Below are 21830 nucleotides of genomic sequence, written 5' to 3' on the forward strand. Positions count from 1 at the left end.
GCCTGTGGCGCGCGTCAGAGCGGCAGTGGACGTTCCTCGGCGATGGCTTCCATCGCGAAGAAGGAGGTCACGCTGTCCAGTTCCACCCCTTCGATCAGGCGCTGGTAGACGCCATCGTAGCTGTCCATGCTCTCGGTCACGACTTTCAGCAGGTAGTCGTAGTCGCCGCTGATGCGGTGGAAATCGATCACTTCGGGGATCGTCAGCACATGACGGCGGAAGGTCTTGAGCCAGTCCGCCGAATGGTGCCGGGTGCGGATCATCACGAAGACGACGAGCCCGAGCCCTGTCTGCTTGCGGTCGATCCGGGCGCGCGCGCCCTGCAGCACGCCGCGCGCATTGAGCGCGTTCAGCCGCCGCCAGCAGGCGTTCTGGGACATGCCGACACGCTCCGCCAGATCGCGCTGGGAGAGCGAGGCGTCTTTCTGGAGCTCGGCGAGGATGCGGAGATCGATCTGATCAAGGGGTTTGTCTGCCATGGCGGCAGTGAAGGCGACAGCGGCGGGCATGGCAAGCGGGTTCCAGTCCGTTGATCTGGATTTTTCTACAGCGGGTGTCATTTGACACGCAGTGAGATATACATCTCTCATTTAGACCCAAAATCTGGCGTAAATTCGCATAAACTGGGGGCGTTTCCTCGCGTCTCTGCCGCCATATTCCTTCCACGAGCACGAAGGATACCGATCACATGACCCTCTCCCAGTTCCACCACTCACTCAAGACCCCGGCCCTGCTGGGAGAGCTGAGGGCAGGCCTGATCGGTGAGGGCGCGATGATTCCCGGCCTGCATGGGGATGTGCCGCTGGTCTATGCCGACTATGTTGCCTCGGGCAGGGCCTTGCGGCAGGTCGAAGACTTCATCGCGTCCTCTGTTCTGCCCTATTACGCCAACAGCCATACCGAGGCCTCCTACTGCGGCGGCTACATGACCCGCCTGCGCCGCGAAGCCCGGGCCGAGATCGCGCGGATCACCGGGGCTGGGGAAGACTGCGCGGTGATCTTCGCAGGGGCCGGGGCGACGGCCGGGCTGAACCGGCTGGTGTCGCTCTTCGGTATTGCCCAGGCGCGCAAGCCTGTCGTCTTCATCGGCCCCTATGAGCATCACTCCAACATCCTGCCCTGGCGCGAAAGCGGGGCGCAGGTTGTAGAGATCCCGGAATGTGCCGAGACCGGTGGGCCGGATCTCGCGGCACTGGAAGAGGCCCTGAAAGCCCATGGCGATGCCGACCTCAGGATCGGCGCTTTCTCCGCAGCCTCCAACGTGACGGGCATCATCACCGATCCCGATCCGGTGACGCGGCTCCTCAAGGCGCACGGCGCGAAGGCTGTCTGGGATTACGCCGGGGCCGGGCCTTACCTGCCGATCACCATGGGCACGGGCAGCGATGCCGCCAAGGACGCCGTCGTCGTCTCGCCGCATAAGTTTCCGGGCGGCCCCGGTGCCTCCGGCGTGCTGATCCTGCGCAAGGCCGCCGTCGCGCGCAATGCGCCCAGCTGGCCCGGCGGCGGCACCGTTTCCTTCGTCTCGCCCTGGGGGCATGAATACTCCCGCGATCTGGCCACCCGCGAAGAGGCCGGCACGCCGAACGTCATCGGTGACATCCGCGCCGCGCTCGCCTTCCTCGTCAAAGAGGCCGTGGGCGAAGACGTGATCGCCGAACGCGAATGCGCCCACAACGCGGCCGCGCTTGCGGGCTGGCAAAGCAACCCGCGCCTGTCGCTTCTGGGGGCGGGGCATCCGCATCGCCTGCCGATCTATTCCTTCCTCGTCCGAGACCGCGAAGGCAATCCGGTGCACCAGCAGCTCTTCACGCGCATGCTCTCAGATGTCTACGGCATCCAGGCGCGCGGCGGCTGCGCCTGCGCCGGCCCTTACGCCCACCGGCTGCTGGGGATCGACCGCGCCGCTTCCGAAGCGCTGTTCTCCGATCTTCAGGCAGGGCGCGAGCTGCGCAAACCGGGCTGGGTGCGGCTGAACTTCAGCTACCTGATGAGCGAGGAAACGGCGCGCTACGTGATCGACTCCGTCAACGCCCTCACCGAGCGCTGCGCGGACCTCGCCCCGCTCTACGCGGCCGATCCCTCCACCGCCCGCTTCAAACCCGCTCGCGCCGCCTGAGGCTGCCGCGAGAATTCGGAGACAGCAAACGCCCCTGCTTTCCTCTCGCTTCAAATACCTCGGAGGTGCGGGGGGCAGAGCCCCCGCTCCTCCGCTTTAAAAAAAAGGCCGGTGCTTTCACACCGGCCTCTTCGTTTCCAGATCCGTCTGCGCTTATTCGCGGTTGCCGAAGAGCTGCAGCAGGAACATGAACATGTTGATGAAGTCGAGGTAGAGGCTCAGCGCGCCCATGATGGCGGCTTTGCCGAGCCACTCGCTGTCCATCGAATGCGCATGGGCGAGGTAGTCGTTCTTGATCTTCTGCGTGTCATAGGCGGTGAGGCCTGCAAAGATCAGCACGCCGAGGATCGACACGGCGAAGGCAATCGCCGGGCTGCCCAGCCAGATGTTGATCAGCGAGGCGACCACAAGGCCGATCACGCCCATGATCAGGAAGCTGCCCATCGCGGAAAGGTCTTTCTTGGTGGTGTAGCCCACCAGCGAAAGGCCCGCGAAGGCGATGGAGGTCACGAGGAAGACCTGCGCGATCGACGTGCCGGTGAAGGCGATGAAGATCCAGGCCATCGACAGCCCCATCACGGCGGCGAAAGCGTAGAAGAACAGCTGCGCGCCGGCGGCGGAGAGGCGGTTGATCGCCGCGCCGAAGGCAAAGACCATGATCAGCGGGGCAAACATCACGACCCAGCCGAGGATGTTCATTTTCAGCGTCACCGGATCGCGGAAGATCGACATCAGCTCCGGCGAGGAGCCGACGGCCCATGCCACGAGGAAGGTCAGCAGCGTGCCGACCGACATCGTTGCGTAGACCTTGTTCATATGCGTCCGCAGACCTTCGTCGATCTGCGCGGCGCGAGCGCCTGACTGGGCGCGGACCGTATCGAATTGAGCCATTCATGCCTCCAAGTTGTCAGATGGGCGGCATGCAAAGCAATGCGGCCGCCTTCCTCGCAAATATCGGGGCAGATGGCGGGGATTTCAAGGATTTCCGGGCGCGGGGCTGGCCGATTTCCGCCAGCCGCGCGCTATCATGGGGCGACTGGGGTACTCAGTTGCGCCAAGTGGCGGGCACGTCCCAAAAGGGGCGGGCGGATTCTGCCTCGGCTTCGGCGCGGGTCAGGCCGATATCGGCGAGCGCGGCGGCGTCGAGCGCCTTGAGGGCTTGGCGCTGGCGCCAGGCAGCGTCGGCGGCCAGAAGGCGGGCGAGGAAGGGGCGGCGGGCGGTCTGAACGGCGGCACCGCGGGTGTGGGAGGCGTAGGCTTGCATGGGTCTTTCCTTTCCATTCCGTGATGTATGGTAGGGGTTCGATAATTCTTGTTGATGTATATGGCGTGGCGTGGTCTATTTTTGAAATAAATCATTTTTGCCCAATACATCACGGATGTTGATATGCCCCGGAACCTCGATCTCACCGCCCTGCGCTCTTTCGTGGCCGTTGCCGAAGCCGGTGGTGTGACCCGCGCAGCCGGGTTCTTGAACCTCACGCAATCGGCGGTGTCGATGCAGCTCAAACGTCTGGAAGAGTCCCTCGATCTGCAGTTACTGGACCGGTCGGGCCGGGGCATCGCGCTCACTGCCGCCGGGGAGCAGCTTCTGGGCTATGCGCGCCGGATGCTGCAGCTCAATGATGAGGTTTATGCGCGGCTCACCCATCAGGCGTTTGAGGGCGAGGTGGTGCTGGGCGTGCCGCATGACATCGTCTACCCCGCAATTCCGCAGGTTCTGCAGCGCTTCAACGCCGAATACCCGCGCGTGAAGGTCCAGCTGCTGTCGAGCTACACGCGCAACCTCAAGGCGCAGTTTGCCCGTGGCGAATGCGATCTGATCCTCACCACCGAAGACATCTGCGATGCCGGCGGCGAGACCCTGCGCAGCCTGCCGCTGATCTGGGTCGGGGCACCGGGCGGCCACGCCTGGAAGCAGCGCCCACTGCGGCTGGCCTATGAGCACAACTGCCTGTTTCGCAGCACGGTGCAGGCGGCGCTGGATACGGCGGGAATCCCGTGGGAGATGGCGGTGGAAAGCGATTCCACCCGCACCATCGAGGCCAGTGTGTCGGCCGATCTGGCGGTGCACACCTCGCTTGCGGGCATGGAGCCGCCTTACCTTGAGCGCATCCCCCACAATGGCGCACTGCCGGAGCTGACCGGCAAGAAGATCAACCTCTACGTGGCCGAGATGGCCGCCACACCTGTGCTGCAGGATCTGGCCGGGCTGATCCGGCAGGCCTATGCCAAGGCCGGGCGGCCACAGCTTCAGGCGGTGTCGGCCTCCTGATCACCTGCTTCGGCCGTTTCTGCCTCGACATCCTTGCTAGACGGCGGCACCCACCCACGTTGGAAGCGGTTGCCGAAAGCATTGCCTGAGCCTCGCATCTCCGCGTCCATCTCGGCGCGCATCTCCTTGGCGCGGGCCACATAGGGCGCGTTCTCATGGGCGGGGACATTCGGATCATAGAGCCCGGCCAGCTCGCGCAGCTGCTTGCGGTCCTGCCGCTCAAAGCCGCGCACCATGCGCTCGGCCTCGAAAGGGTGCACGCCAAGCGCCTCCAGCGCGCTGCGCCCGGCGCGCAGGGAGCTGTCGAAGGTCTCGCGGATGATGTCACCGGCCCCGGCGGCGAATAGCTCATACACGTGGTGCCGGTTGCGCGCCCGCGCCACGATATGCACATGCGGGTGGTTCTGGCTGACGTAGCGCGTCAGCTCGGTGATCCGGTGCTCGTCGTCGATGGCAACCACCAGCATCTTGGCTTCTTCGATCCCAGCGGCATGCAAGAGGTCGGGCCGGGTGGCATCGCCGTAAAACACCTGCGCATCAAAGGCGCGCAGCATTTCGAGCTGCTCGAAGGCGTGATCCAGCACCACCGTCTTGTGGCCCGCCGCCAGCAGGATGCGGTTCACAATGCCGCCGAAGCGGCCAAAGCCCGCGATGATGATCGGCCCGGCTTCGTCGATGTCATCAGCCGCCCGCGTGGGCACCGACGCCATGTGCGGCACGATCACCTTGTCGTAAAGGATGAAGAGCCCCGGCGTGAAGAGCATCGAAAGCGCCACCACCAGCAGAAGCTGATCGGCGATGGCCGAGGGGATCACATCGTTGGCGACGGTGAAGGACAGCAGCACGAAGCCGAACTCGCCCGCCTGCGCGAGGCCCAGCGAGAACAGCGCCTTGTCCGCGCCGCGAATGCGGAAAGCAAGCGCCAGCCCCAGCAGGACGGCGGCCTTGAGCAGCATCAGCCCGAGCGTGAGCCCCAGCACGGTGAAGATCTGCGCGCCCAGCAGGCCGAAGTTGATCCCTGCGCCGACCGTCATGAAGAAGAGCCCCAGAAGCAGGCCGCGGAACGGGTCGATGTCGCTCTCCAGCTCGTGGCGGAACTCGCTGTTGGCCAGCACCACGCCGGCCAAGAAGGTGCCAAGGGCCGGGGAAAGGCCGACGAGGCTCATCAGCACGGCAATGCCGATCACCATCATCAGTGCGGTGGCGGTGAACAGCTCGCGCAGGTTCGCCATGGCCACAAAGCGGAACACGGGGCGGGTGAGCAGGGAGCCGGCGACCACCACGAAACCGATGGCCGCAATGGTGACAAGCGCGCGCAGGTAGCCGGGGATCGTCTCGATCCAGGCCGGGCCGGAGGGGCCGTGCCCGTCGTCGTGTCCTTCGCTATGGCTATCCCCATGCGTATCACCATGCGCGCTACCGTGGGCGTCTCCGTGGCCCGCGCTGTCCGCCGCGTTGAAGCTCTCCATCAGCTCCGGCATCGCCAGCAGCGGGATCAGCGCCAGCATCGGGATCACCGCGATGTCCTGAAACAGCAACACCGAGAAACTGGCCTGCCCGCCGTCGCTCTTCATCAACCCGCGTTCGTTGAGCGTCTGCAGCACGATGGCGGTGGAAGAGAGCGAAACAACAAGGCCGATCGCCAGCGAAATGCTCCACGGAAGGCCCATCGCCAGGGCGGCCGCCATCACCAGCCCCGCTGTCAGCGCCACCTGAAGGCCACCCAGCCCCAGCAGACGGTGGCGCATCTCCCACAAGAGGCGCGGCTCAAGCTCTAGCCCGACAAGGAAAAGCATCATCACCACGCCGAACTCGGCGAAATGCTGCAGGCTGATGACATCCACGTTGAGCGCGGCGAGGATCGGGCTGATCGCGATCCCGGCAAGCAGGTAACCCAGCACGGAGCCAAGCCCGAACCGCGAGGCCAGCGGCACGGCGATCACCCCGGCCACGAGGAAGATGAAGGCAAGTAGCAGGAAGCTTTCCATGGCTCAGACCTCCGCTTTCAGGGGCAGGGTGTCATGGGTCAGCACGCCGGGCGCCCCGGCTTTAGCCATGTCGAAACGGTCATCGCGCAGCGCTTCCAATAGCTGGCGGTAGCCCGCGGCATGGGGGCCAAGCGCTTCGGCGGCGGCAGCTTTCAGGGAGCCATAAAGCACATAGGGCGGCAGGAACTGCATTTTTGAGAGCCGCGCTGTCTGCTCCAACGGGGTCAGGAAGGTGCGCATGTCGAAATGCTGATAGCCTTCCGGCCTATAGGCGCTTTCCGGCCCGGCCGCGGTGACGGCCAGCATCATCGCCTTGCCCGCCAGCTGCGTGCCGCCCGCGCCATAGGCAAAGCCATGCTCCAGCACGAGATCGATCCATTCCTTCACCATCGAGGGCGTCGAATACCAGAAAAGCGGGAACTGGAAGAGGATCACGTCATGCGCCAGCAGCCGCGCCTGTTCAGCCTCGATGTCGATGTCAAACCGCGGGTAGGTGGCATAGAGATCCACCCGGCTGATCCCGGTCACCTGCCGCGCCTCCTCCCACATCGCGCGGTTCGCGCGGGAATGCCTGTGGCCCGGGTGGGCATAGTAGAGCAGCAGCTTTGCCATTTTCGGGCCTCCTGATCGTCGCGTCGCTGCGGGAAGTCTAACCCAGACAGACCAAAGGCCAACCCTTTCCTCTCGCTTCAAATACCTCGGGGGGGAGTCCCGAAGGGGCGGGGGGGCAGTGCCCCCCCTTCCTTTTCTTTGGCTAGGCAGACCGGAATAACCCGCTAGGCTGCTCACAGGGAACAAACAGGGAGACCCACCATGCAGGCTGCTGTACGCCGTGTCTTGTCCAACTACGCCACGTTCACCGGCCGCGCCCCGCGCGCGGAGTTCTGGTGGTGGTGGCTGGCTGTCTTGATCACCTTGCTGATCACCTCGATCATCGACGCGATGATCTTCGGCACCGCGCCGGAAAGCGGGCAGCCGATCTCCTGGCTGGTGAGCCTCGGCCTGCTGCTGCCCAACATCGCCGTGGCGGCGCGCCGGATGCATGACATCGGCAAATCCGGCTGGTGGCTCCTCCTGGCCTTCATCCCGCTGATCGGCGGGTTGATCCTGATCTATTTCTACGTCCAGCCGAGCCAGGACGGCAGCAACGATTTTGGTGCGCCCAACCCACTGGCCTGACGCGGGTGGAAAAGTGGTAAGGGGGGGCGCTGCCCCCCGCGCCTTGCGGCGCTCCCCCCGAGGTATTTGCCGCGAGAGGAAAAGCGGGTTAGGTGGGGGCGGCCTCTCGCATTGGCAGACCATCGGCCATCAATTCGTCGAGAAACAGGCTCATCAATTGTAGCCGCCCGCTGACCCCGGCCTTGCGGTAGACCGCGGCGCATTGGGCTTTGACCGTGCCTTCGGCAACCGATCTGACCTCCGCCATCTCGGCAACGGAAAGCCCCTTTATGGCCAGCAGCGCCACATCGCGCTCTGTGGCTGTGAGGTCCCAATCCGCGAACTGCTCGGCGAGAAGCTCCGCGAACGCGCCCGAGGCGATGCCGATCTGGCGTTCCATGTTTTTTTCGCGCCGCGCTGCACGCCGCAACTCCCGCCCGGTGAACACAAGGCTCAGCACCAGGGCGGCGGAGATGACATACTCGAAGGTGTCGCTTTCGGCAAAAGGAAGCCGGCCTTCCAGCCCAAGCACATCCACCAGCGCATCGCCGGTGAAAAACAGGGCGCAGAAGGCTTGTAGGGCGAAGAGCCCCCAGAGCAGGGGATGCCGTGTCATGGGGGCTCCTTTTCCGTCAGAGGCGCGCGGCGCTCGTGTTAGTCGTCTTCTTCGATTTCGAGGATCGTGCCATCGACGTCCGACAGTTCGATCTCCCAGGTGATGCCGTCCCGTTCGGCTTCGACCTCGATCTCGCCGTCTTCGCGTTCGATTTCGAGAACCGTGTAGCCGGCGGCCTCGATCTTGGCACGGATTTCTGCGTCCGTCATCCCAACCGGGTCCCCGGCAGTCAGCTGGGCGACAGCGGCGATGGGGAGGATCGCAAGACCAGAGGCGGCGGCGATGATGGATTTCTGAAGAAAGGTCATTCTGGTGCTCCTTGTGGATTGGGTGGGCCGCGTTGGTGCGGCTTGTCCTCATCAGGGCACTGGCTGGGGCTGGCGCCATCAACCTTCGGCAGAAATCGGGGCAATCTGGCCGAAGGTTTATGGGGAAAAGGGCTGAAATCGATCGCGAAAACGAGGAAGCCCCCGGCATGGGCATGCCAGGGGCTTTACGGAACAGGCAGTTGGCCGGGTCCGGCCTACTGCGCGAGTTTCTTTGCGACCAGTTCGTTCACCGCCTTCGGATTGGCCTTGCCGCCGGTGGCTTTCATCACCTGGCCGACGAACCAGCCCGCGAGCTTGGGATTGGCCTTGGCTTTTTCCACCTGTGCGGGGTTGGCGGCGATCACCTCGTCCACGGCGGCCTCGATGGCGCCGGTGTCGGTGACCTGTTTCATGCCGCGGGCCTCGACGATCTCGGCCGGGGTGCCGCCTTCGGTGTAGACGATTTCAAACAGATCCTTGGCGATCTTGCCGGAGATGTCACCCTTGGTGATCAGCTTGATGATGCCGCCCAGTTGCTCCGGGCTCACCGGGCTTTCGGTGATGTCGTGATCTTCTTTCTTCAGACGGCCGAAGAGCTCGTTGATGACCCAGTTGGCGGCGAGCTTGCCGTCTTCGCCTACGGCGGCGACCTTCTCGAAGAAATCAGCGCTTTCGACTTCCGCTGTCAGCACCGAGGCATCGTATTCGCTCAGGCCGTAGTCGCCGACGAAGCGCGCCTTCTTGGCGTCGGGCAGTTCGGGCAGGGAGGCGGCGATGTCATCGACCCAGCCCTGCTCGATCTCCAGCGGCAGAAGGTCGGGGCAGGGGAAATAGCGGTAGTCATGCGCCTCTTCCTTGGAGCGCATGGAGCGGGTTTCGCCCTTGTCGGCATCGTAGAGGCGGGTTTCCTGATCGATGCTGCCGCCGTCTTCCAGAATGGCGATCTGGCGGCGGGCTTCATAATCGATGGCCTGCTGGATGAAGCGCATGGAGTTCATGTTCTTGATCTCGCAGCGGGTGCCGAGGTGGCTGAAATCCTGCGTTTCCTGATATTTCTCGTATTGGCCCGGGCGGCAGACGGAAACGTTCACATCGGCGCGCAGGTTGCCGTTTTGCATGTTGCCATCGCAGGTGCCGAGGTAGCGCAGGATCTGGCGCAGCTTCACGATATACGCGGCGGCTTCTTCGGGGCCGCGGATGTCGGGGCGGGAGACGATCTCCATCAGCGCGACGCCGGTGCGGTTGAGATCCACGAAGGACATGTTTGGATCCATGTCGTGCACCGATTTGCCGGCGTCCTGCTCCAGGTGGATGCGCTCGATGCGCACCATGCGGCCCACGCCGGGGCCCATGTCCACGAGGATTTCGCCTTCGCCCACGATCGGGTGGTAGAGTTGGCTGATCTGGTAGCCCTGCGGCAGGTCGGGGTAGAAGTAGTTTTTGCGGTCAAAGGCCGAAAACAGGTTGATCGCGGCCTTCAGGCCAAGCCCCGTGCGCACGGCCTGCGCGACGCAGAATTCGTTGATCACGGGCAGCATGCCGGGCATGGCGGCGTCCACGAAGGCGACGTTGGCGTTGGGCTCCGCGCCAAAGCGCGTGGAAGCGCCGGAGAAGAGCTTGGCGTTGGATGAGACCTGGGCGTGCACCTCCATCCCGATCACGAGTTCCCAATCCTCTTTCGCACCGGCGATGACTTTGGGCGCGGGGGCTGTGTAGGTCAGGTCGAGCATGGTTTCGGCGTCCTTCGGGTTGATCGATTTGCCTTCTAGGGCAGGGCGCGGAAAGGGGCAAGCCTTGCGGGCGCAAATGGGGGTTTGGACGGGCGCAAGAGCCCATCGGCGGATTTCCGTGCATCGCGACTCAAGCGGATAGACGGAATCACCCTGTGCAGGCATCTTCGCGCGCGAGTGAAACAGCTATAAAGGCGCAGGATGCGCAGCTTCGCCCCCTTCAAAGCCTCCGTAAGAGCGTCCGTGGCCGCTTGTATTGCGGCCGTGTTGATCGCCGGTTGCAGTGATGCATCCTTCAACGAGACGGAGGCCGAGATCGAGGCGCTCCCCGTAATGCGCTGGGATTTCCGCCCTGAAAGCGACGTCTGGACGGAAGCGACGATTGCGGCCCTGCTGGAAAACGGCCAATCCCTGCTGGAGATGGTGCCCGCTGACACCGAGACCTGGTGCCCGGCCTATCCTGAAAACGGCCCCGAGGAGCGTGCGGCGTTCTGGACAGGGGTTCTCTCGGCGCTGGCCAAGCATGAAAGCACCTGGAACCCGAAGGCTGCTGGCGGCGGTGGGCGGTGGCTCGGGCTCGTGCAGATCGCGCCGATGAGCGCGAATTACTACGGCTGCGAGCTGGATCGCAGCGAGCTGTTCGTCGGGGCCAAGAACCTCGAATGTGCCGTGAAGATCATGGAGAAACAGGTGCCCAAGGGCGGCGTGGTGTCCGGGACGTCTTCGCCTTGGCCGGGCATGGCACGCGATTGGGCGCCGTTCCGCTCGGCCTCCAAACGCGCCGATATGGCGGCCTGGACGCGTCAGCAGGACTACTGCCAGAAGTAGCGCTTTCCAGTTTGACGGGGAGGGGGCGCTGCCCCCGACACGCCTGCGGAGCGCTCCCCCAGGATATTTTTACCAAGATAAAGGGTCAGGTTGCGGCAGGCGCCGTGCCTTTGGGCCATGCCAGCGGGCGGCTGCTGTCCAGCAGGGAGACGGCGGGCGCGTGCTGGCCGCCCAGCGCCAGCGTGGCAGCGCGCAGGACCTCGATCCCGTCGCTGGCCTGAGCGGGGAGATCTGCAGGGGTGATCGGCGCGCCGATGGTGATGCGGTAGGGCTGGCGGTGTTTGTTCAGGGTTTCGTGGAAGAGCGTGATGTCCCGCAAGGAGGGGTGGATCACGTCGAAGAGGTAGAAGAGCGCCGAGTTGCGGGCCCGGATGTTGATTGGGATCACCGGCAAATCGAACTTGCGCGCCATCATCGCGGCGGAGGCCATCCACGGCCGTTCATGCAGGCGCAGGCCGCGGCGTTTGGCGAGGCGGCCGGAGGGGAAGATCACGCCGAGCCGGTCCTCCGCCATTGCTGCGCGCATGTAGTCCATCGTGGCGCGGGTTTTGGCGCGGGTGCGCTTTTCCTCGCGCCACTCCACCGGGGCGATGAGCGCCTCCATCTGCGGCAGCACGCGCAGGATGTCGTGGTTGGCGAAATAGAAGAGATCCGGGCGGCGCGTGGCGAGGGCGTGCCAGAGCATGACGCCATCGGCGATGCCCGTCGGGTGGTTGGCTACGATCAGCGCCGCGCCATGGGCGGGGATGTGCTCTAACCCCGTGACCTGCACCTGCCGGGCCAGACGGGCGGCGACGTGATCCATGATCTCGGATGCGGGCTTGTCTTTCAGGGCCTCGCCCAGATCCAGCGTGTGCTGGTAGCCAAGCAGCCCGTTGAGCCCCGCCTTGGCGGTGCGGGCAAAGGGGTTGGACGAAAACAGCCACTTGGCACGGTCTTCGATCAAGGGATCAAGTCTGTCTTTCATGGGGCAACCCAAACAAAGATCCGCAAAAATTCTATGACATTGGTTCTAGACCAATGAAAATAAGACCGTTTCCACTTCAATGCCAGCCTCCTGCGCCGCCGCCTTGAAGGCAGGGATCGGCGGCAGGCATTCCCACGGGATCGGGTGGCGGCGGCCATCGCGATCGTAAACGGTGGCCGCGTGGGAGAAATCGAGCCGTCGCGAAAGCCTCAGGCGGCCGATCTCAGACAGCGCAAGGCTTTCGCCGCGCTTGCCTGAGTGCCAGCTGAGGCCTGCGGTGCTGATCGCAAGGCTGGCGCGTCGGTCGGTCAGCACATCCCAGAGGATGAAGGCCGCAAGCCCTTGAACGATCAGCAGAAACCAGATCGTCGCCCCAAGCGCGAGAAGGCCGGCGAAGGCCACAGCCAGCCCCGTAAGGGCGGCGTAGTTCTTGGCGTTCTTGCCGCGGGTTTCAAACCGGTAGGGCAGCACCGGGGCTAGCGTCCGCCGCTGGCGTCCAGAAAGGCGCCTGTCACGTAGGAGGCGCGATCGCTTGCGAGCCAGAGGATGGCCTCGGCGATTTCCCGCGCTTCGCCGGGGCGTCCCATGGGGATCTTGTCCTTCAGGCGTTCCTCGCGGCCCGGCGCGCCGCCCTTTGCGTGGAGCGGCGTGGCGGTGATTCCCGGCCGCAAGACGTTCACCCGGATGCCGTCGCGGGCGTTCTCATCGGCCAGCCCCTTGGAGAAAGTGTCGATCGCGCCCTTGGAGGCGGCGTAATCCACGTATTCGCCTGCCGAGCCCAGACGCGCGGCCACGGAGGAGACGTTGACGATGCTGCCGCCCTTGCCACCGTGGCGATGTGCCATGCGGCGCACGGCTTCCTGCGCGCAGTAGATGCTGCCCAGCACGTTCACCGCGAACATACGTTCAAGGCGCTCCTTGGGGAGATCCTCCACCCGGCTGGCCTCGCCCACGATACCCGCGTTGTTGATGAGCGCATCAAGCTGGCCGAGTTCCGCGTCAAAGCGCGTGAACATGCGTTCCACGTCCTGCGCGTTTGAAACATCGCCCGGCAGCAGCGCCACCTTGGCCCCGGCGGCCTCGGCCTTCGCGGCCACTTCCTTGGCGGCGGCTTCATCGGCGCGGTAGTTCAGCCCGATGTCCCAACCCTCGGACGCGGCCAATTCCGCAAGCGCGGCCCCGATGCCGGAAGAGGCCCCGGTGATCAGCATGGTTTTGCGGCGCATTGTTCAATCTCCCTTGATGCGTGTGACCATCTCCGTCGTGTCGCGGCTCAGGCCTTGTGTTGCGAGGATACGCGCAAGTTGGGTTTCGATCAGCCCCTGCCTGTCCGCATCATAGCGCTTCCATGTCTCAAAGGCCGAGCACATCCGGGCGGTGGTTTGCGGGTTCACCGGATCGAGCCGGATCAGCCAGTCCGCCAGAAGCGCGTAGCCCGCGCCGCTTGCGTGGTGGAAGCCGGCCGGGTTGGCGGCGAGGCTGCCGAAGACGGCGCGGAAGCGGTTGGGGTTGCGCCAGGTGAAATCGGGATGCTCCGTGAGGCTCTGCGCGGTTTCGGCAGCGGCTTGCGGTGCGGCGCAGGCGACCTGCAGGCCGAACCATTTGTCCACCACCAGCCGATCCTCCTTCCACTGCGCGTAGAAGGCGGCGGCCTGTTCCTTGCCGCGCTCGATGGTCAGCAGGCTTGCGAGCGCGCCCAGCTGCATCGTCATGTTGTCGGCCTGCGCATATTGCTTGCGCGCGGCCGCGCCGGAATCAAGGCGCGAGAGCAGGCCGAGCACTGTGTTCTGCAGGGCACGTTTGCCGGCAGCTTCCGCATCGGGGCTGAAGGGGCCGGGCACGTGCAACTCGGCATAGAGGCGGGGCAGCAGATCCTGCAGCGCTTCAGCGCGGGCCTGCGCGAGGGTTTCGGCGGCCTCATGGATGCGGGCGGGATCGGGGGTGCGGCCTGCGTCGTAGAGCGTCTGGGCCAGATCTTCCTCGCCGGGTTGGCGCAGGGCCAGCGCGCGGAAGGCGGGATCGAGGCTGTCATCGCGGGCCACGGCTTGCAGCGCGTCCAGATATGCCGGATCGGCGGGCGCGTCCTCTGTGATCATGCGCACGAGCACGTCCTTGGCGAGCGCGCGCCCGGCCTCCCATTTGTTGAACGGGTCGGTGTCATGGGCGAGCAGGAAAGCGCGCTCGGCGTTGGTGCTGTCGCGCTGCAGGATCACAGGGGCGGAGAAATTGCGCAGCAGGGAGGGGACGGGTTTGCCCGAGAGGCCTTCAAAAGTGAAGCTCTGGGTGGTGTCCGTCATTTCCAGCAGGCGCGTAGGGACGATCTCGTCGCCATTGTCGTTCAGCAGGCCGGCAAGGATCGGGATGACTCGGGCGTCTTTCTCGGGCTGGCCCGGCGTGGGCGGCGTTTCTTGCGTAAAGGTCAGCGTGTAAGTGCCTGCCTCATAGGCTTCTTCCACCTTCAGGCGCGGGGTGCCGGCCTGGCTGTACCAGCGCTTGAACTGTGCCAGATCGCGGCCCGTGACATCCTCGAAGACCTTCAGCCAGTCCTCGATGGTGGCGGCGTCGCCGTCGTGGCGCTCGAAGTAGAGATCCAGCGCCTTGCGGTAGGCCTCATCGCCGACAAGCGTTTTGAGCATGCCGATGATCTCGGCACCCTTCTCGTACACTGTTGCGGTGTAGAAGTTGTTGATCTCCACAAAGCTTTCCGGGCGCACCGGGTGGGCGAGGGGGCCGTTGTCCTCGCGGAACTGGCGGCCGCGCAGGGCCAACACGTTGTCGATGCGCGCCACGGCGTGGCTGCGCTCGTCGCCGGTGAACTGCTGGTCGCGGAAGACGGTGAGCCCTTCCTTCAGGCAGAGCTGGAACCAGTCGCGGCAGGTGATGCGGTTGCCCGTCCAGTTGTGGAAATACTCATGAGCGATGATCGCCTCGATGCGCTCGAAGTTGGCGTCCGTGCTGGTTTCCGGGCTGGCCAGAACGCAGGAAGAGTTGAAAATGTTCAACCCCTTGTTCTCCATTGCGCCCATATTGAAATCATCCACGGCGACAATGTTGAAAATGTCCAAGTCGTAAGCGCGGCCATAGACCTGCTCATCCCAGCGCATGGAGCGTTTTAGGGCGTCCATCCCGAAGGCGCATTTGTCTTCATCGCCGGGGCGCACCCAGATGTTGAGCTCCACATCGCGCCCCTCCATCGTGGTGAAACGATCCGGGTGGTTTACCAGCTCGCCCGCCACCAGCGCGAAGAGGTAAGCCGGTTTGGGCCAAGGATCATGCCACTCGGCCCAGCCTTCCCCTGCGCCGAGCGGATTGCCGTTGGATAGCAGCACCGGCATCTCGCCCTCGATGCGCACGGTGAAGGTGGCCATCACGTCGGGGCGGTCGGGGTAGAAGGTGATCTTGCGGAAGCCCTCGGCCTCGCATTGGGTGCAATACATCCCGCCCGACATGTAGAGCCCCTCAAGCGCGGTGTTCTTTGCCGGAGCAATCTCGACCTCGGCTTCCCAAAGGAAGGGCGCGTCGGGCACATCGGCCTCAAGCCCGCCCTCCACAAGGCGCGGGGTGATGGGCGCGCCGTCGATCTTCGCCCCGATCAGCTTCAGATCTTCGCCATGCAGGAAGAAACGCCGTTCCGTTGCTTCCGGGTTCGGCGAAAAGCGGATCTTCGACACCACCCGCGTCGCCTCTGGCGCGAGGCGGAAGGTGAGGTGTACGTCCTCGACGCGGTAGCCGAAGGGGGTGTAATCCGACAGGTAGATCGTCTGCGGCGCGGCATCTTTCATCGCGGCTCTCCATATGCTGTTGGCGGTAAGGTGTAGCGGTTTGGCCTCCGGGTGCAAGGCGGGCTTTCCGCCCTTCACCTGCGCGCTATCTGGCCGGTGATGGCGACGATCCTCTGGTTCAAACGTGATCTGCGGGTGCAGGACAATGCCGCGCTGCGGCTGGCGGCGGGGCAGGGGCCGGTGATCCCGCTCTATATCTGCGAGCCCGAATACTGGGCGCTGCCCGACAGCTCGGGGCGGCAATGGTCGTTCCTGCGCGAATGCCTCCCCGAACTGGCGCGTGATCTCACGGCGCTGGGCGCGCCCCTGCAGATCCGCACCGGCGATGCAGTGGCGGTGCTGGAGGATCTGCGCCGTTCCCATGGGGTGAGGCGGCTCGTGAGCCATGAGGAAACGGGCAATCTCTGGACATTCCGCCGCGATTTGCGCGTGGGCGAGTGGGCGAAGGCGCGGGGCGTGGATTGGCAGGAGGTGGCACAGCCGGGCATCGAGCGCCGCTCACCCGGGCGCGATGGCTGGGCGTCCCGGCGCACCGCGCGCTTTCGTGGCCCCCTTCTGGAGCCTTGTTCGCTAAGCCCGGTGGCCGCCCTCTCCGATCCGCTCACCGCTGGTAACGCGCCACAGGATCTGGCCGCGCCCGATCCCTGCCCGGCGCGCCAGAGGGGCGGGCGCGCTGAAGGATTGTCATGTTTGGGCGGTTTCCTCTCCGAGCGCGGGCAGCACTACCGCAAGGCAATGTCTTCGCCACTGGAAGGGGAAGCCGCCTGTTCGCGCCTCTCGCCGCATCTGGCCTTCGGCTCGCTGTCACCGCGCGAGGCGGCCCATGCAGGCGCGGCGCGGCAGGCCGAGGTGAAAGGCACGCGCACCGGCTGGCGCGGCAGCCTTGCGAGCTTTCAGGCACGGCTCGCGTGGCGCGATCACTTCATGCAGAAGCTCGAAGACGCCCCCCGGCTGGAACTGGCTTGCCTGCATCCCGCTTACGAGGCCTTGCGCCCGCGCACACCCGATCAGATCCGGCTCAACGCCTTCTTCGCGGGCGAGACCGGCGTGCCGTTCGTGGACGCCTGCATGCGGATGCTCGCCCACACCGGCTGGCTTAATTTCCGCATGCGGGCGATGGTGATGTCTTTCGCGAGCTACAACCTCTGGCTCGACTGGCGTGCCACCGCGCCGCTGCTGGCGCAGCGGTTCACCGATTACGAGCCGGGCATTCACCTGAGCCAGTGCCAGATGCAAAGCGGCGTGACGGGGATGAACACGGTGCGCATCTACAACCCGGTCAAACAGGGGCAGGAGCAGGATCCGGACGGTATCTTCACCCGCCGCTGGCTGCCCGAACTCTCCGAGGTGCCGGAGGCCTTCCTGCAAACCCCCTGGGCATGGAGCGGCGCAGGCGCGCTCTCGGGTGCGCGCTACCCGCAGCCGCTCGTGGACCCGATAGAGAGCGCCCGCGCGGCGCGGGAAGCGGTGTTTGCGGTGCGCAGGCAGGCCGGGTTTCGCGAGGCGGCGGCGAAAGTGGTCAAGGCGCATGCCAGCCGCAAACCGCCCCGCACCCGCCGCCGCAAGCCTGCGCGCGGCGATGCCCGCCAGCTGGATCTGGGCCTCTGATGCGGCGCGGTGGGAAGCGGGTGGAGAAGCGCGATTTGCCCAGCAAAACATGCGCCTGTTGTGGCCGGCCTTTCACATGGCGGCGCAAGTGGGCGAAGGACTGGGAGTCTGTGCGCTATTGTTCGGACAAATGCCGCTCTGCCCGCCGGGTTTCAAAAACAGATTGAAGGTGTTTCGCCTGCCTTGGTAAAATTGGTAAAGTAAATTTACCAAAGCTGTTTACTATCGGAAACTTTTTGCGTAACAGGAAACTGGCGCGGCGCGCGCAGGTTGACACGCTCACAGGAGGATTGCGGCGATGGAACGGCAGGACAAGCATGGATTGCAGGTGGACAGCCGCCTTGTGGCCTTCCTCGAAGGCGAGGCGCTGGCAGGTACGGGCGTGAGCGCCGATGCCTTCTGGGCCGGGCTTTCCGATCTTGTGCATGAGCTGGGCCCGAAGAACCGCGCTCTGCTGGAAAAACGCGAAGCCATTCAGGCGCAGATCGACGCTTGGCACGTGGCGCGCAAGGGCCAGCCCCATGATGCGGCGGCCTATGAGGCCTTCCTGAAAGAGATCGGCTACCTGCTGGAGGAAGGCGCGGATTTCGCCATCGAAACCGCCAATGTGGACGACGAGATCGCCGCCATCCCCGGCGCGCAGCTTGTGGTGCCGATCATGAACGCTCGTTTTGCACTCAACGCCGCCAACGCTCGCTGGGGCAGCCTCTATGATGCGCTCTACGGCACCGACGCGCTGGGCGATCTGCCCGCGGGCAAGGGCTATGACGCCGCGCGGGGCGCCCGTGTTGTAGCCTGGGCGAAGGCCTTCCTTGATAAGGCCGTGCCGCTGGCCGCGGGCAGCCATGCCGATTGCACCGGCTACACAGTGGAAGGCGGCGCGCTGAACCCGCCGCTGGCCGATCCGGCCGCTTTCGTCGGCTATATTGGCGCGCCCGACGCGCCCGAGGCCGTGGTGCTCAAGCACAACCACCTGCACATCATCATCCGCATCGATCGCAGCCACGCCATCGGCAAAACCGATCCGGCGGGCGTTTCCGACGTGACGCTGGAAGCCGCGATCTCGACCATCATGGATTGCGAGGATTCCGTTGCCGCCGTGGACGCCGAAGACAAGGCGCTGGCCTATCGCAACTGGCTGGGCCTGATGAAGGGCGATCTGCAGGAGAGCTTCGAGAAGGGCGGCAAGACCGTCACCCGCGCGATGAACCCGGACATCGCCTACACAACGGCCAGCGGGGAGTCCGCCACGCTCAAGGGCCGCTCGCTCATGCTGGTGCGCAACGTGGGCCACCTGATGACAAACCCGGCGGTGCTGGATCGCGACGGGCTGGAAGCGGGCGAGGGGCTGATGGACGCGCTCTTCACCACGCTCATCGCCATGCACGATCTGAAGCGCGACGGTGGCAATTCGGTGAAGGGCTCGGTCTACGTCGTAAAACCCAAAATGCACGGGCCCGAGGAGGTCGCCTTCGCCGATGAGATCTTCACCCACGTGGAAGCGATCCTCGGCCTGCCCCAATACACCGTGAAGCTCGGCATCATGGACGAGGAGCGCCGCACCTCGGTCAACCTCAAGGAATGCATCCGTGCCGCCAAGCATCGCGTGGCCTTCATCAACACCGGCTTCCTCGATCGCACCGGGGACGAGATCCACACCTCCATGGAGGCTGGCCCCTTCCTGAAGAAGGGCGACATGAAAGCCACGCCGTGGATCGCTTCGTATGAGGATCGCAACGTCGATATCGGCCTGCAATGCGGGCTGCAGGGCAAGGCGCAGATCGGCAAGGGCATGTGGGCGATGCCGGACCTGATGGCCGACATGCTCGCCGCCAAAATCGGCCACCCGAAATCCGGCGCGAACTGCGCCTGGGTGCCTTCACCGACAGCCGCCACGCTGCATGCCACACATTACCATGAGGTCGATGTTTTCGCCTGTCAGGACGAGATCAAGGCGCAGGGCCGCCGCGGCACGCTCGCTGATCTGCTGACGATCCCGGTGGCCAAGGGGCAGAACTGGTCTGACGAAGAAATCGCGGCGGAAGTGGAAAACAACGCGCAAGGCATCCTTGGCTATGTGGTGCGCTGGGTCGATCAGGGGGTGGGCTGCTCCAAGGTGCCCGACATCAACAACGTCGGCCTGATGGAAGACCGCGCGACCTGCCGGATCTCCTCGCAGGCGCTGGCCAACTGGCTTCACCACGGGGTGGTGAGCGAGGATCAGGTGATGGCGGCGATGCGGAAGATGGCTGCCGTGGTGGATGGCCAGAACGCAGGCGATCCAGCCTATGCGCCGATGGCGCCGGGCTTTGACGGCATCGCCTTCGCGGCGGCTTGTGATCTGGTCTTCAAAGGCCGTGAGCAGCCCTCCGGCTACACCGAGCCAGTGCTCCATGCCCGCCGGCTGGAACTGAAAGCCTCCTGATATTTCACATGCGCCCGGCCTCCCTTGGCCGGGCGTTTTCTTTCAAGCAAGGGACGAGGAACAACATGGCAGAGATCACCCTGCGCAAGGCGCGCGCCATCATTCGCGGCATTCTGGCCAAGGGCCGGGAGATGGAGCTCAAACCGCTCTCCGTCGTGGTGCTCGATACGGGCGGCCACGTGAAAGCCTTCGAGCGCGAAGACGGGGCCGCGCCGGGCCGTTTCGCCATCGCGCAAGGCAAGGCCTATGGCTCGGTCATGCTGGGCATGGCCGGCAAGGCGCAGATGGCGCGGGCCGAACAGCAGGCCTATTTCATGGCCGCCGTGAACGGGGCCTACGGCGGGCAGGTCATCCCGGTGCCGGGCGGCGTTCTAGTGAAGGACAAGCGTGGCAACGTGATGGGGGCGGTGGGCGTCACCGGCGACACCTCCGACAATGACGCCGAAGCCGCGCTTGCCGGAATCACCGGGGCGGGGCTGGACGCCGAAATCTGACAAAAACGATCACTTGATCGCTGGCGCGCGGGAAACCCTGCGCGCCCTTTGCGCATTTGCGCGCAGACCCCGTGGGTTTGAGTGCTTTTCGCCGGGCGGCGTGCCGATTATACTGCGGCAAACCAAAGGCATTCAGAGGCATTCATGGCACGGCCTATCGTCGGCATTATCGGCAACAGCTATCTCATCAACGATCAATACCCGGCCCATGCGGGCGGGACGATGAACTCCGAGGCGGTGGCGTCTGTTTCGGGGTGCATGCCGATGCTTATCCCTGCCGATCCGCGCTTTGTCTCGGTGCCGGAACTGCTGGAGATGTGCGACGGCTTCCTGCTCACCGGCGGGCGGCCCAACGTGCACCCCGATGAATATGGCGAGCCTGAAACCGAGGCCCACGGCGAGTTTGATCGCGCCCGCGATGCGATCACCCTGCCGCTGGTGCGCGCCTGCGTGGAGCGCGGGCAGCCCTTCCTTGGCATCTGCCGGGGCTTTCAGGAGGTCAACGTGGCCATGGGTGGCTCGCTCCACCCCGAGATCCGCGAGATCCCAGGCCGGATGAACCACCGCATGCCGCCCGATGGCACGCTGGAAGAGAAGTTCGAGCTGCGCCACATCGTGAGCCTGACGCCGGAGGGCCCTTTCGCCCGGCTGTTCGGCGCGGCAGAGGTGCTCACCAACACGCTGCACGGGCAGGGCATCCAGCGCCCCGGCGCGCGCGTGGTGATCGACGGCCATGCGCCGGATGGCACGCCCGAAGCGATCTACATCAAGGATGCGCCCGGTTTCACCATGAGCGTGCAGTGGCACCCGGAATGGAACGCCGCGATGGACCCTGTTTCGCGTCCGCTCTTCACCGCCTTCGGGGCCGCCGTGAAAGACTGGGCGGCGGGGCTTCGACCGAAAGCCCTGAGAAGCGCCTGAGAAATACCTGAGGCCATTGGGTTTTTCCCGAGTACTGTGGTGAATTGACGCTAGGTCAGCATTATTCACCTTTCCTTTCCCGAATCTGGTATGTTAGTTTCGAGAGGCTCCATGCGTGGGGCCGTTTGCGTGCGCGCGAAAAGGAAACGGGAAATGCCCCTACTGAAATGGCTGGATGTGCCGCCGCTCTGGCTGGCGGCGTTCCTGTTTCTGGCGTGGCGGCTTTCCTTCCTGATGCCGGGCCTTGGCTTTCCGGGGCCGGTCTTCGATCTGCTCGCCGGTTTCCTCGTTGGTGGAGGCCTGCTCTTGATGGTGCTCGCCGTGCAGCAGATGCGCCGCCACAAAACCACAGTGAACCCCCATGGCGACAGCGAAGCCCTCGTGCAGACGGGGGTGTTCAAACGCAGCCGCAATCCGATCTATCTGGGCGACACACTTCTGCTCGCGGGCCTGATCCTGTGGTGGGACGCCGTGCTCGCGCTGCCGCTGGTGCCGGTCTTCCTCTGGGTGATCGAGCGCCGCTTCGTGCTGCCGGAAGAAGACAGGCTGCGCCGCAAGTTTCGCAAGCAATACGCGGCCTATTGCAACAAGGTGCGCCGATGGGTGTAAAG

Annotated in this window: 22 protein-coding genes; 10 read left to right on the forward strand and 12 right to left on the reverse strand. The window is 64.7% G+C overall.

The genetic code is table 11. The features are described 5' to 3' along the window. Window positions 1-14: 14 nt before the first annotated feature. Window positions 15-479: an Lrp/AsnC family transcriptional regulator gene (locus KVX96_RS06320; RefSeq protein ID WP_261193477.1), complete on the reverse strand. Its 465-nt coding sequence runs from the start codon at window positions 477-479 to the stop codon at window positions 15-17. A 209-nt stretch (window positions 480-688) separates the two neighbouring features. Between KVX96_RS06320 and KVX96_RS06325 the strand changes: the two genes are divergently transcribed. After that, window positions 689-2119 carry an aminotransferase class V-fold PLP-dependent enzyme gene (locus KVX96_RS06325; RefSeq protein WP_261193478.1) on the forward strand — a complete coding sequence of 477 codons (1431 nt, stop codon included), beginning with the start codon at window positions 689-691 and terminating at the stop codon, window positions 2117-2119. 153 nt (window positions 2120-2272) lie between these two features. On the opposite strand, the gene KVX96_RS06330 is transcribed toward KVX96_RS06325, so the two are convergent. Both KVX96_RS06330 and KVX96_RS06335 read right to left on the reverse strand, forming a co-directional pair. Continuing rightward, window positions 2273-3010: a Bax inhibitor-1 family protein gene (locus KVX96_RS06330; protein ID WP_261193479.1), complete on the reverse strand. Its 738-nt coding sequence runs from the start codon at window positions 3008-3010 to the stop codon at window positions 2273-2275. Window positions 3011-3164: 154 nt separating this feature from the next. Continuing rightward, window positions 3165-3383 carry a DUF1127 domain-containing protein gene (locus tag KVX96_RS06335; RefSeq protein ID WP_261193480.1) on the reverse strand — a complete coding sequence of 73 codons (219 nt, stop codon included), beginning with the start codon at window positions 3381-3383 and terminating at the stop codon, window positions 3165-3167. Window positions 3384-3506: 123 nt separating this feature from the next. On the opposite strand from KVX96_RS06335, the gene KVX96_RS06340 reads away from it, so the two are divergent. Then, a complete protein-coding gene (locus KVX96_RS06340) occupies window positions 3507-4394 on the forward strand; it encodes a LysR family transcriptional regulator (protein ID WP_261193481.1) in 888 nt (295 codons plus the stop codon). On the opposite strand, the gene KVX96_RS06345 is transcribed toward KVX96_RS06340, so the two are convergent. Then, complete coding sequence (locus KVX96_RS06345; protein WP_261193482.1) at window positions 4373-6382, reverse strand: cation:proton antiporter; 2010 nt, start codon at window positions 6380-6382, stop codon at window positions 4373-4375. The genes KVX96_RS06340 and KVX96_RS06345 overlap by 22 nt on opposite strands. Window positions 6383-6385: 3 nt before the next feature. Then, a complete protein-coding gene (locus KVX96_RS06350; protein WP_261193483.1) occupies window positions 6386-6994 on the reverse strand; it encodes an NAD(P)H-dependent oxidoreductase in 609 nt (202 codons plus the stop codon). A gap of 201 nt (window positions 6995-7195) precedes the next feature. Here KVX96_RS06350 and KVX96_RS06355 point away from each other — a divergent pair, with 201 nt between their 5' ends. Then, window positions 7196-7561, forward strand: a complete 366-nt coding sequence (locus tag KVX96_RS06355) for a DUF805 domain-containing protein (RefSeq protein WP_261193484.1) — start codon at window positions 7196-7198, stop codon at window positions 7559-7561. 88 nt (window positions 7562-7649) lie between these two features. Here the strand turns inward: KVX96_RS06355 and KVX96_RS06360 are convergent, their stop codons facing one another. The 3 genes from KVX96_RS06360 to gatB form a co-directional block, all read right to left on the reverse strand. Beyond that, complete coding sequence (locus KVX96_RS06360; protein WP_261193485.1) at window positions 7650-8156, reverse strand: helix-turn-helix transcriptional regulator; 507 nt, start codon at window positions 8154-8156, stop codon at window positions 7650-7652. 38 nt (window positions 8157-8194) lie between these two features. Beyond that, window positions 8195-8464 carry a PepSY domain-containing protein gene (locus KVX96_RS06365; protein ID WP_261193486.1) on the reverse strand — a complete coding sequence of 90 codons (270 nt, stop codon included), beginning with the start codon at window positions 8462-8464 and terminating at the stop codon, window positions 8195-8197. Window positions 8465-8679: 215 nt separating this feature from the next. Further along, complete coding sequence (gene gatB, locus KVX96_RS06370) at window positions 8680-10194, reverse strand: Asp-tRNA(Asn)/Glu-tRNA(Gln) amidotransferase subunit GatB (protein WP_261193487.1); 1515 nt, start codon at window positions 10192-10194, stop codon at window positions 8680-8682. Window positions 10195-10437: 243 nt separating this feature from the next. Here gatB and KVX96_RS06375 point away from each other — a divergent pair, with 243 nt between their 5' ends. Beyond that, a complete protein-coding gene (locus KVX96_RS06375; protein ID WP_261193488.1) occupies window positions 10438-11022 on the forward strand; it encodes a lytic transglycosylase domain-containing protein in 585 nt (194 codons plus the stop codon). 85 nt (window positions 11023-11107) lie between these two features. On the opposite strand, the gene KVX96_RS06380 is transcribed toward KVX96_RS06375, so the two are convergent. The 4 genes from KVX96_RS06380 to pepN are packed head-to-tail and all read right to left on the reverse strand — an operon-like array spanning window position 11108 to window position 15771. Further along, window positions 11108-11989, reverse strand: coding sequence for a lysophospholipid acyltransferase family protein (locus tag KVX96_RS06380; RefSeq protein ID WP_261193489.1), 882 nt, complete (start codon window positions 11987-11989; stop codon window positions 11108-11110). A gap of 45 nt (window positions 11990-12034) precedes the next feature. Beyond that, window positions 12035-12460 carry a hypothetical protein gene (locus KVX96_RS06385; RefSeq protein WP_261193490.1) on the reverse strand — a complete coding sequence of 142 codons (426 nt, stop codon included), beginning with the start codon at window positions 12458-12460 and terminating at the stop codon, window positions 12035-12037. A 5-nt stretch (window positions 12461-12465) separates the two neighbouring features. Then, window positions 12466-13215 (reverse strand): SDR family oxidoreductase, encoded by a 750-nt coding sequence (locus KVX96_RS06390; protein WP_261193491.1) that lies wholly within the window; start codon window positions 13213-13215, stop codon window positions 12466-12468. Window positions 13216-13218: 3 nt separating this feature from the next. Then, the gene (gene pepN / locus KVX96_RS06395) at window positions 13219-15771 is read right to left on the reverse strand and encodes an aminopeptidase N (protein ID WP_261193492.1); all 2553 of its coding nucleotides are present in this window, start codon (window positions 15769-15771) and stop codon (window positions 13219-13221) included. A 99-nt stretch (window positions 15772-15870) separates the two neighbouring features. Between pepN and KVX96_RS06400 the strand changes: the two genes are divergently transcribed. The 6 genes from KVX96_RS06400 to KVX96_RS06425 all read left to right on the forward strand — a co-directional run bounded on the left by KVX96_RS06400 (window position 15871) and on the right by KVX96_RS06425 (window position 21828). After that, a complete protein-coding gene (locus KVX96_RS06400; protein ID WP_261193493.1) occupies window positions 15871-17379 on the forward strand; it encodes an FAD-binding domain-containing protein in 1509 nt (502 codons plus the stop codon). Then, the gene (locus KVX96_RS06405; protein ID WP_261193494.1) at window positions 17379-17546 is read left to right on the forward strand and encodes a DUF2256 domain-containing protein; all 168 of its coding nucleotides are present in this window, start codon (window positions 17379-17381) and stop codon (window positions 17544-17546) included. The genes KVX96_RS06400 and KVX96_RS06405 overlap by 1 nt, the downstream gene beginning before the upstream one ends. A 131-nt stretch (window positions 17547-17677) precedes the next feature. After that, window positions 17678-19804 carry a malate synthase G gene (locus KVX96_RS06410; RefSeq protein WP_261193495.1) on the forward strand — a complete coding sequence of 709 codons (2127 nt, stop codon included), beginning with the start codon at window positions 17678-17680 and terminating at the stop codon, window positions 19802-19804. Between the two features lie 65 nt (window positions 19805-19869). Beyond that, window positions 19870-20298, forward strand: coding sequence for a GlcG/HbpS family heme-binding protein (locus tag KVX96_RS06415; RefSeq protein ID WP_261193496.1), 429 nt, complete (start codon window positions 19870-19872; stop codon window positions 20296-20298). Window positions 20299-20442: 144 nt separating this feature from the next. After that, the gene (locus KVX96_RS06420) at window positions 20443-21219 is read left to right on the forward strand and encodes a gamma-glutamyl-gamma-aminobutyrate hydrolase family protein (RefSeq protein ID WP_261193497.1); all 777 of its coding nucleotides are present in this window, start codon (window positions 20443-20445) and stop codon (window positions 21217-21219) included. A 162-nt stretch (window positions 21220-21381) separates the two neighbouring features. Further along, a complete protein-coding gene (locus KVX96_RS06425; protein ID WP_261195393.1) occupies window positions 21382-21828 on the forward strand; it encodes a methyltransferase family protein in 447 nt (148 codons plus the stop codon). Window positions 21829-21830 lie beyond the last annotated feature (2 nt).

Origin of the sequence: Pseudoruegeria sp. SHC-113, from assembly GCF_025376885.1 — a bacterium.
Lineage (GTDB): Bacteria > Pseudomonadota > Alphaproteobacteria > Rhodobacterales > Rhodobacteraceae > Pseudoruegeria.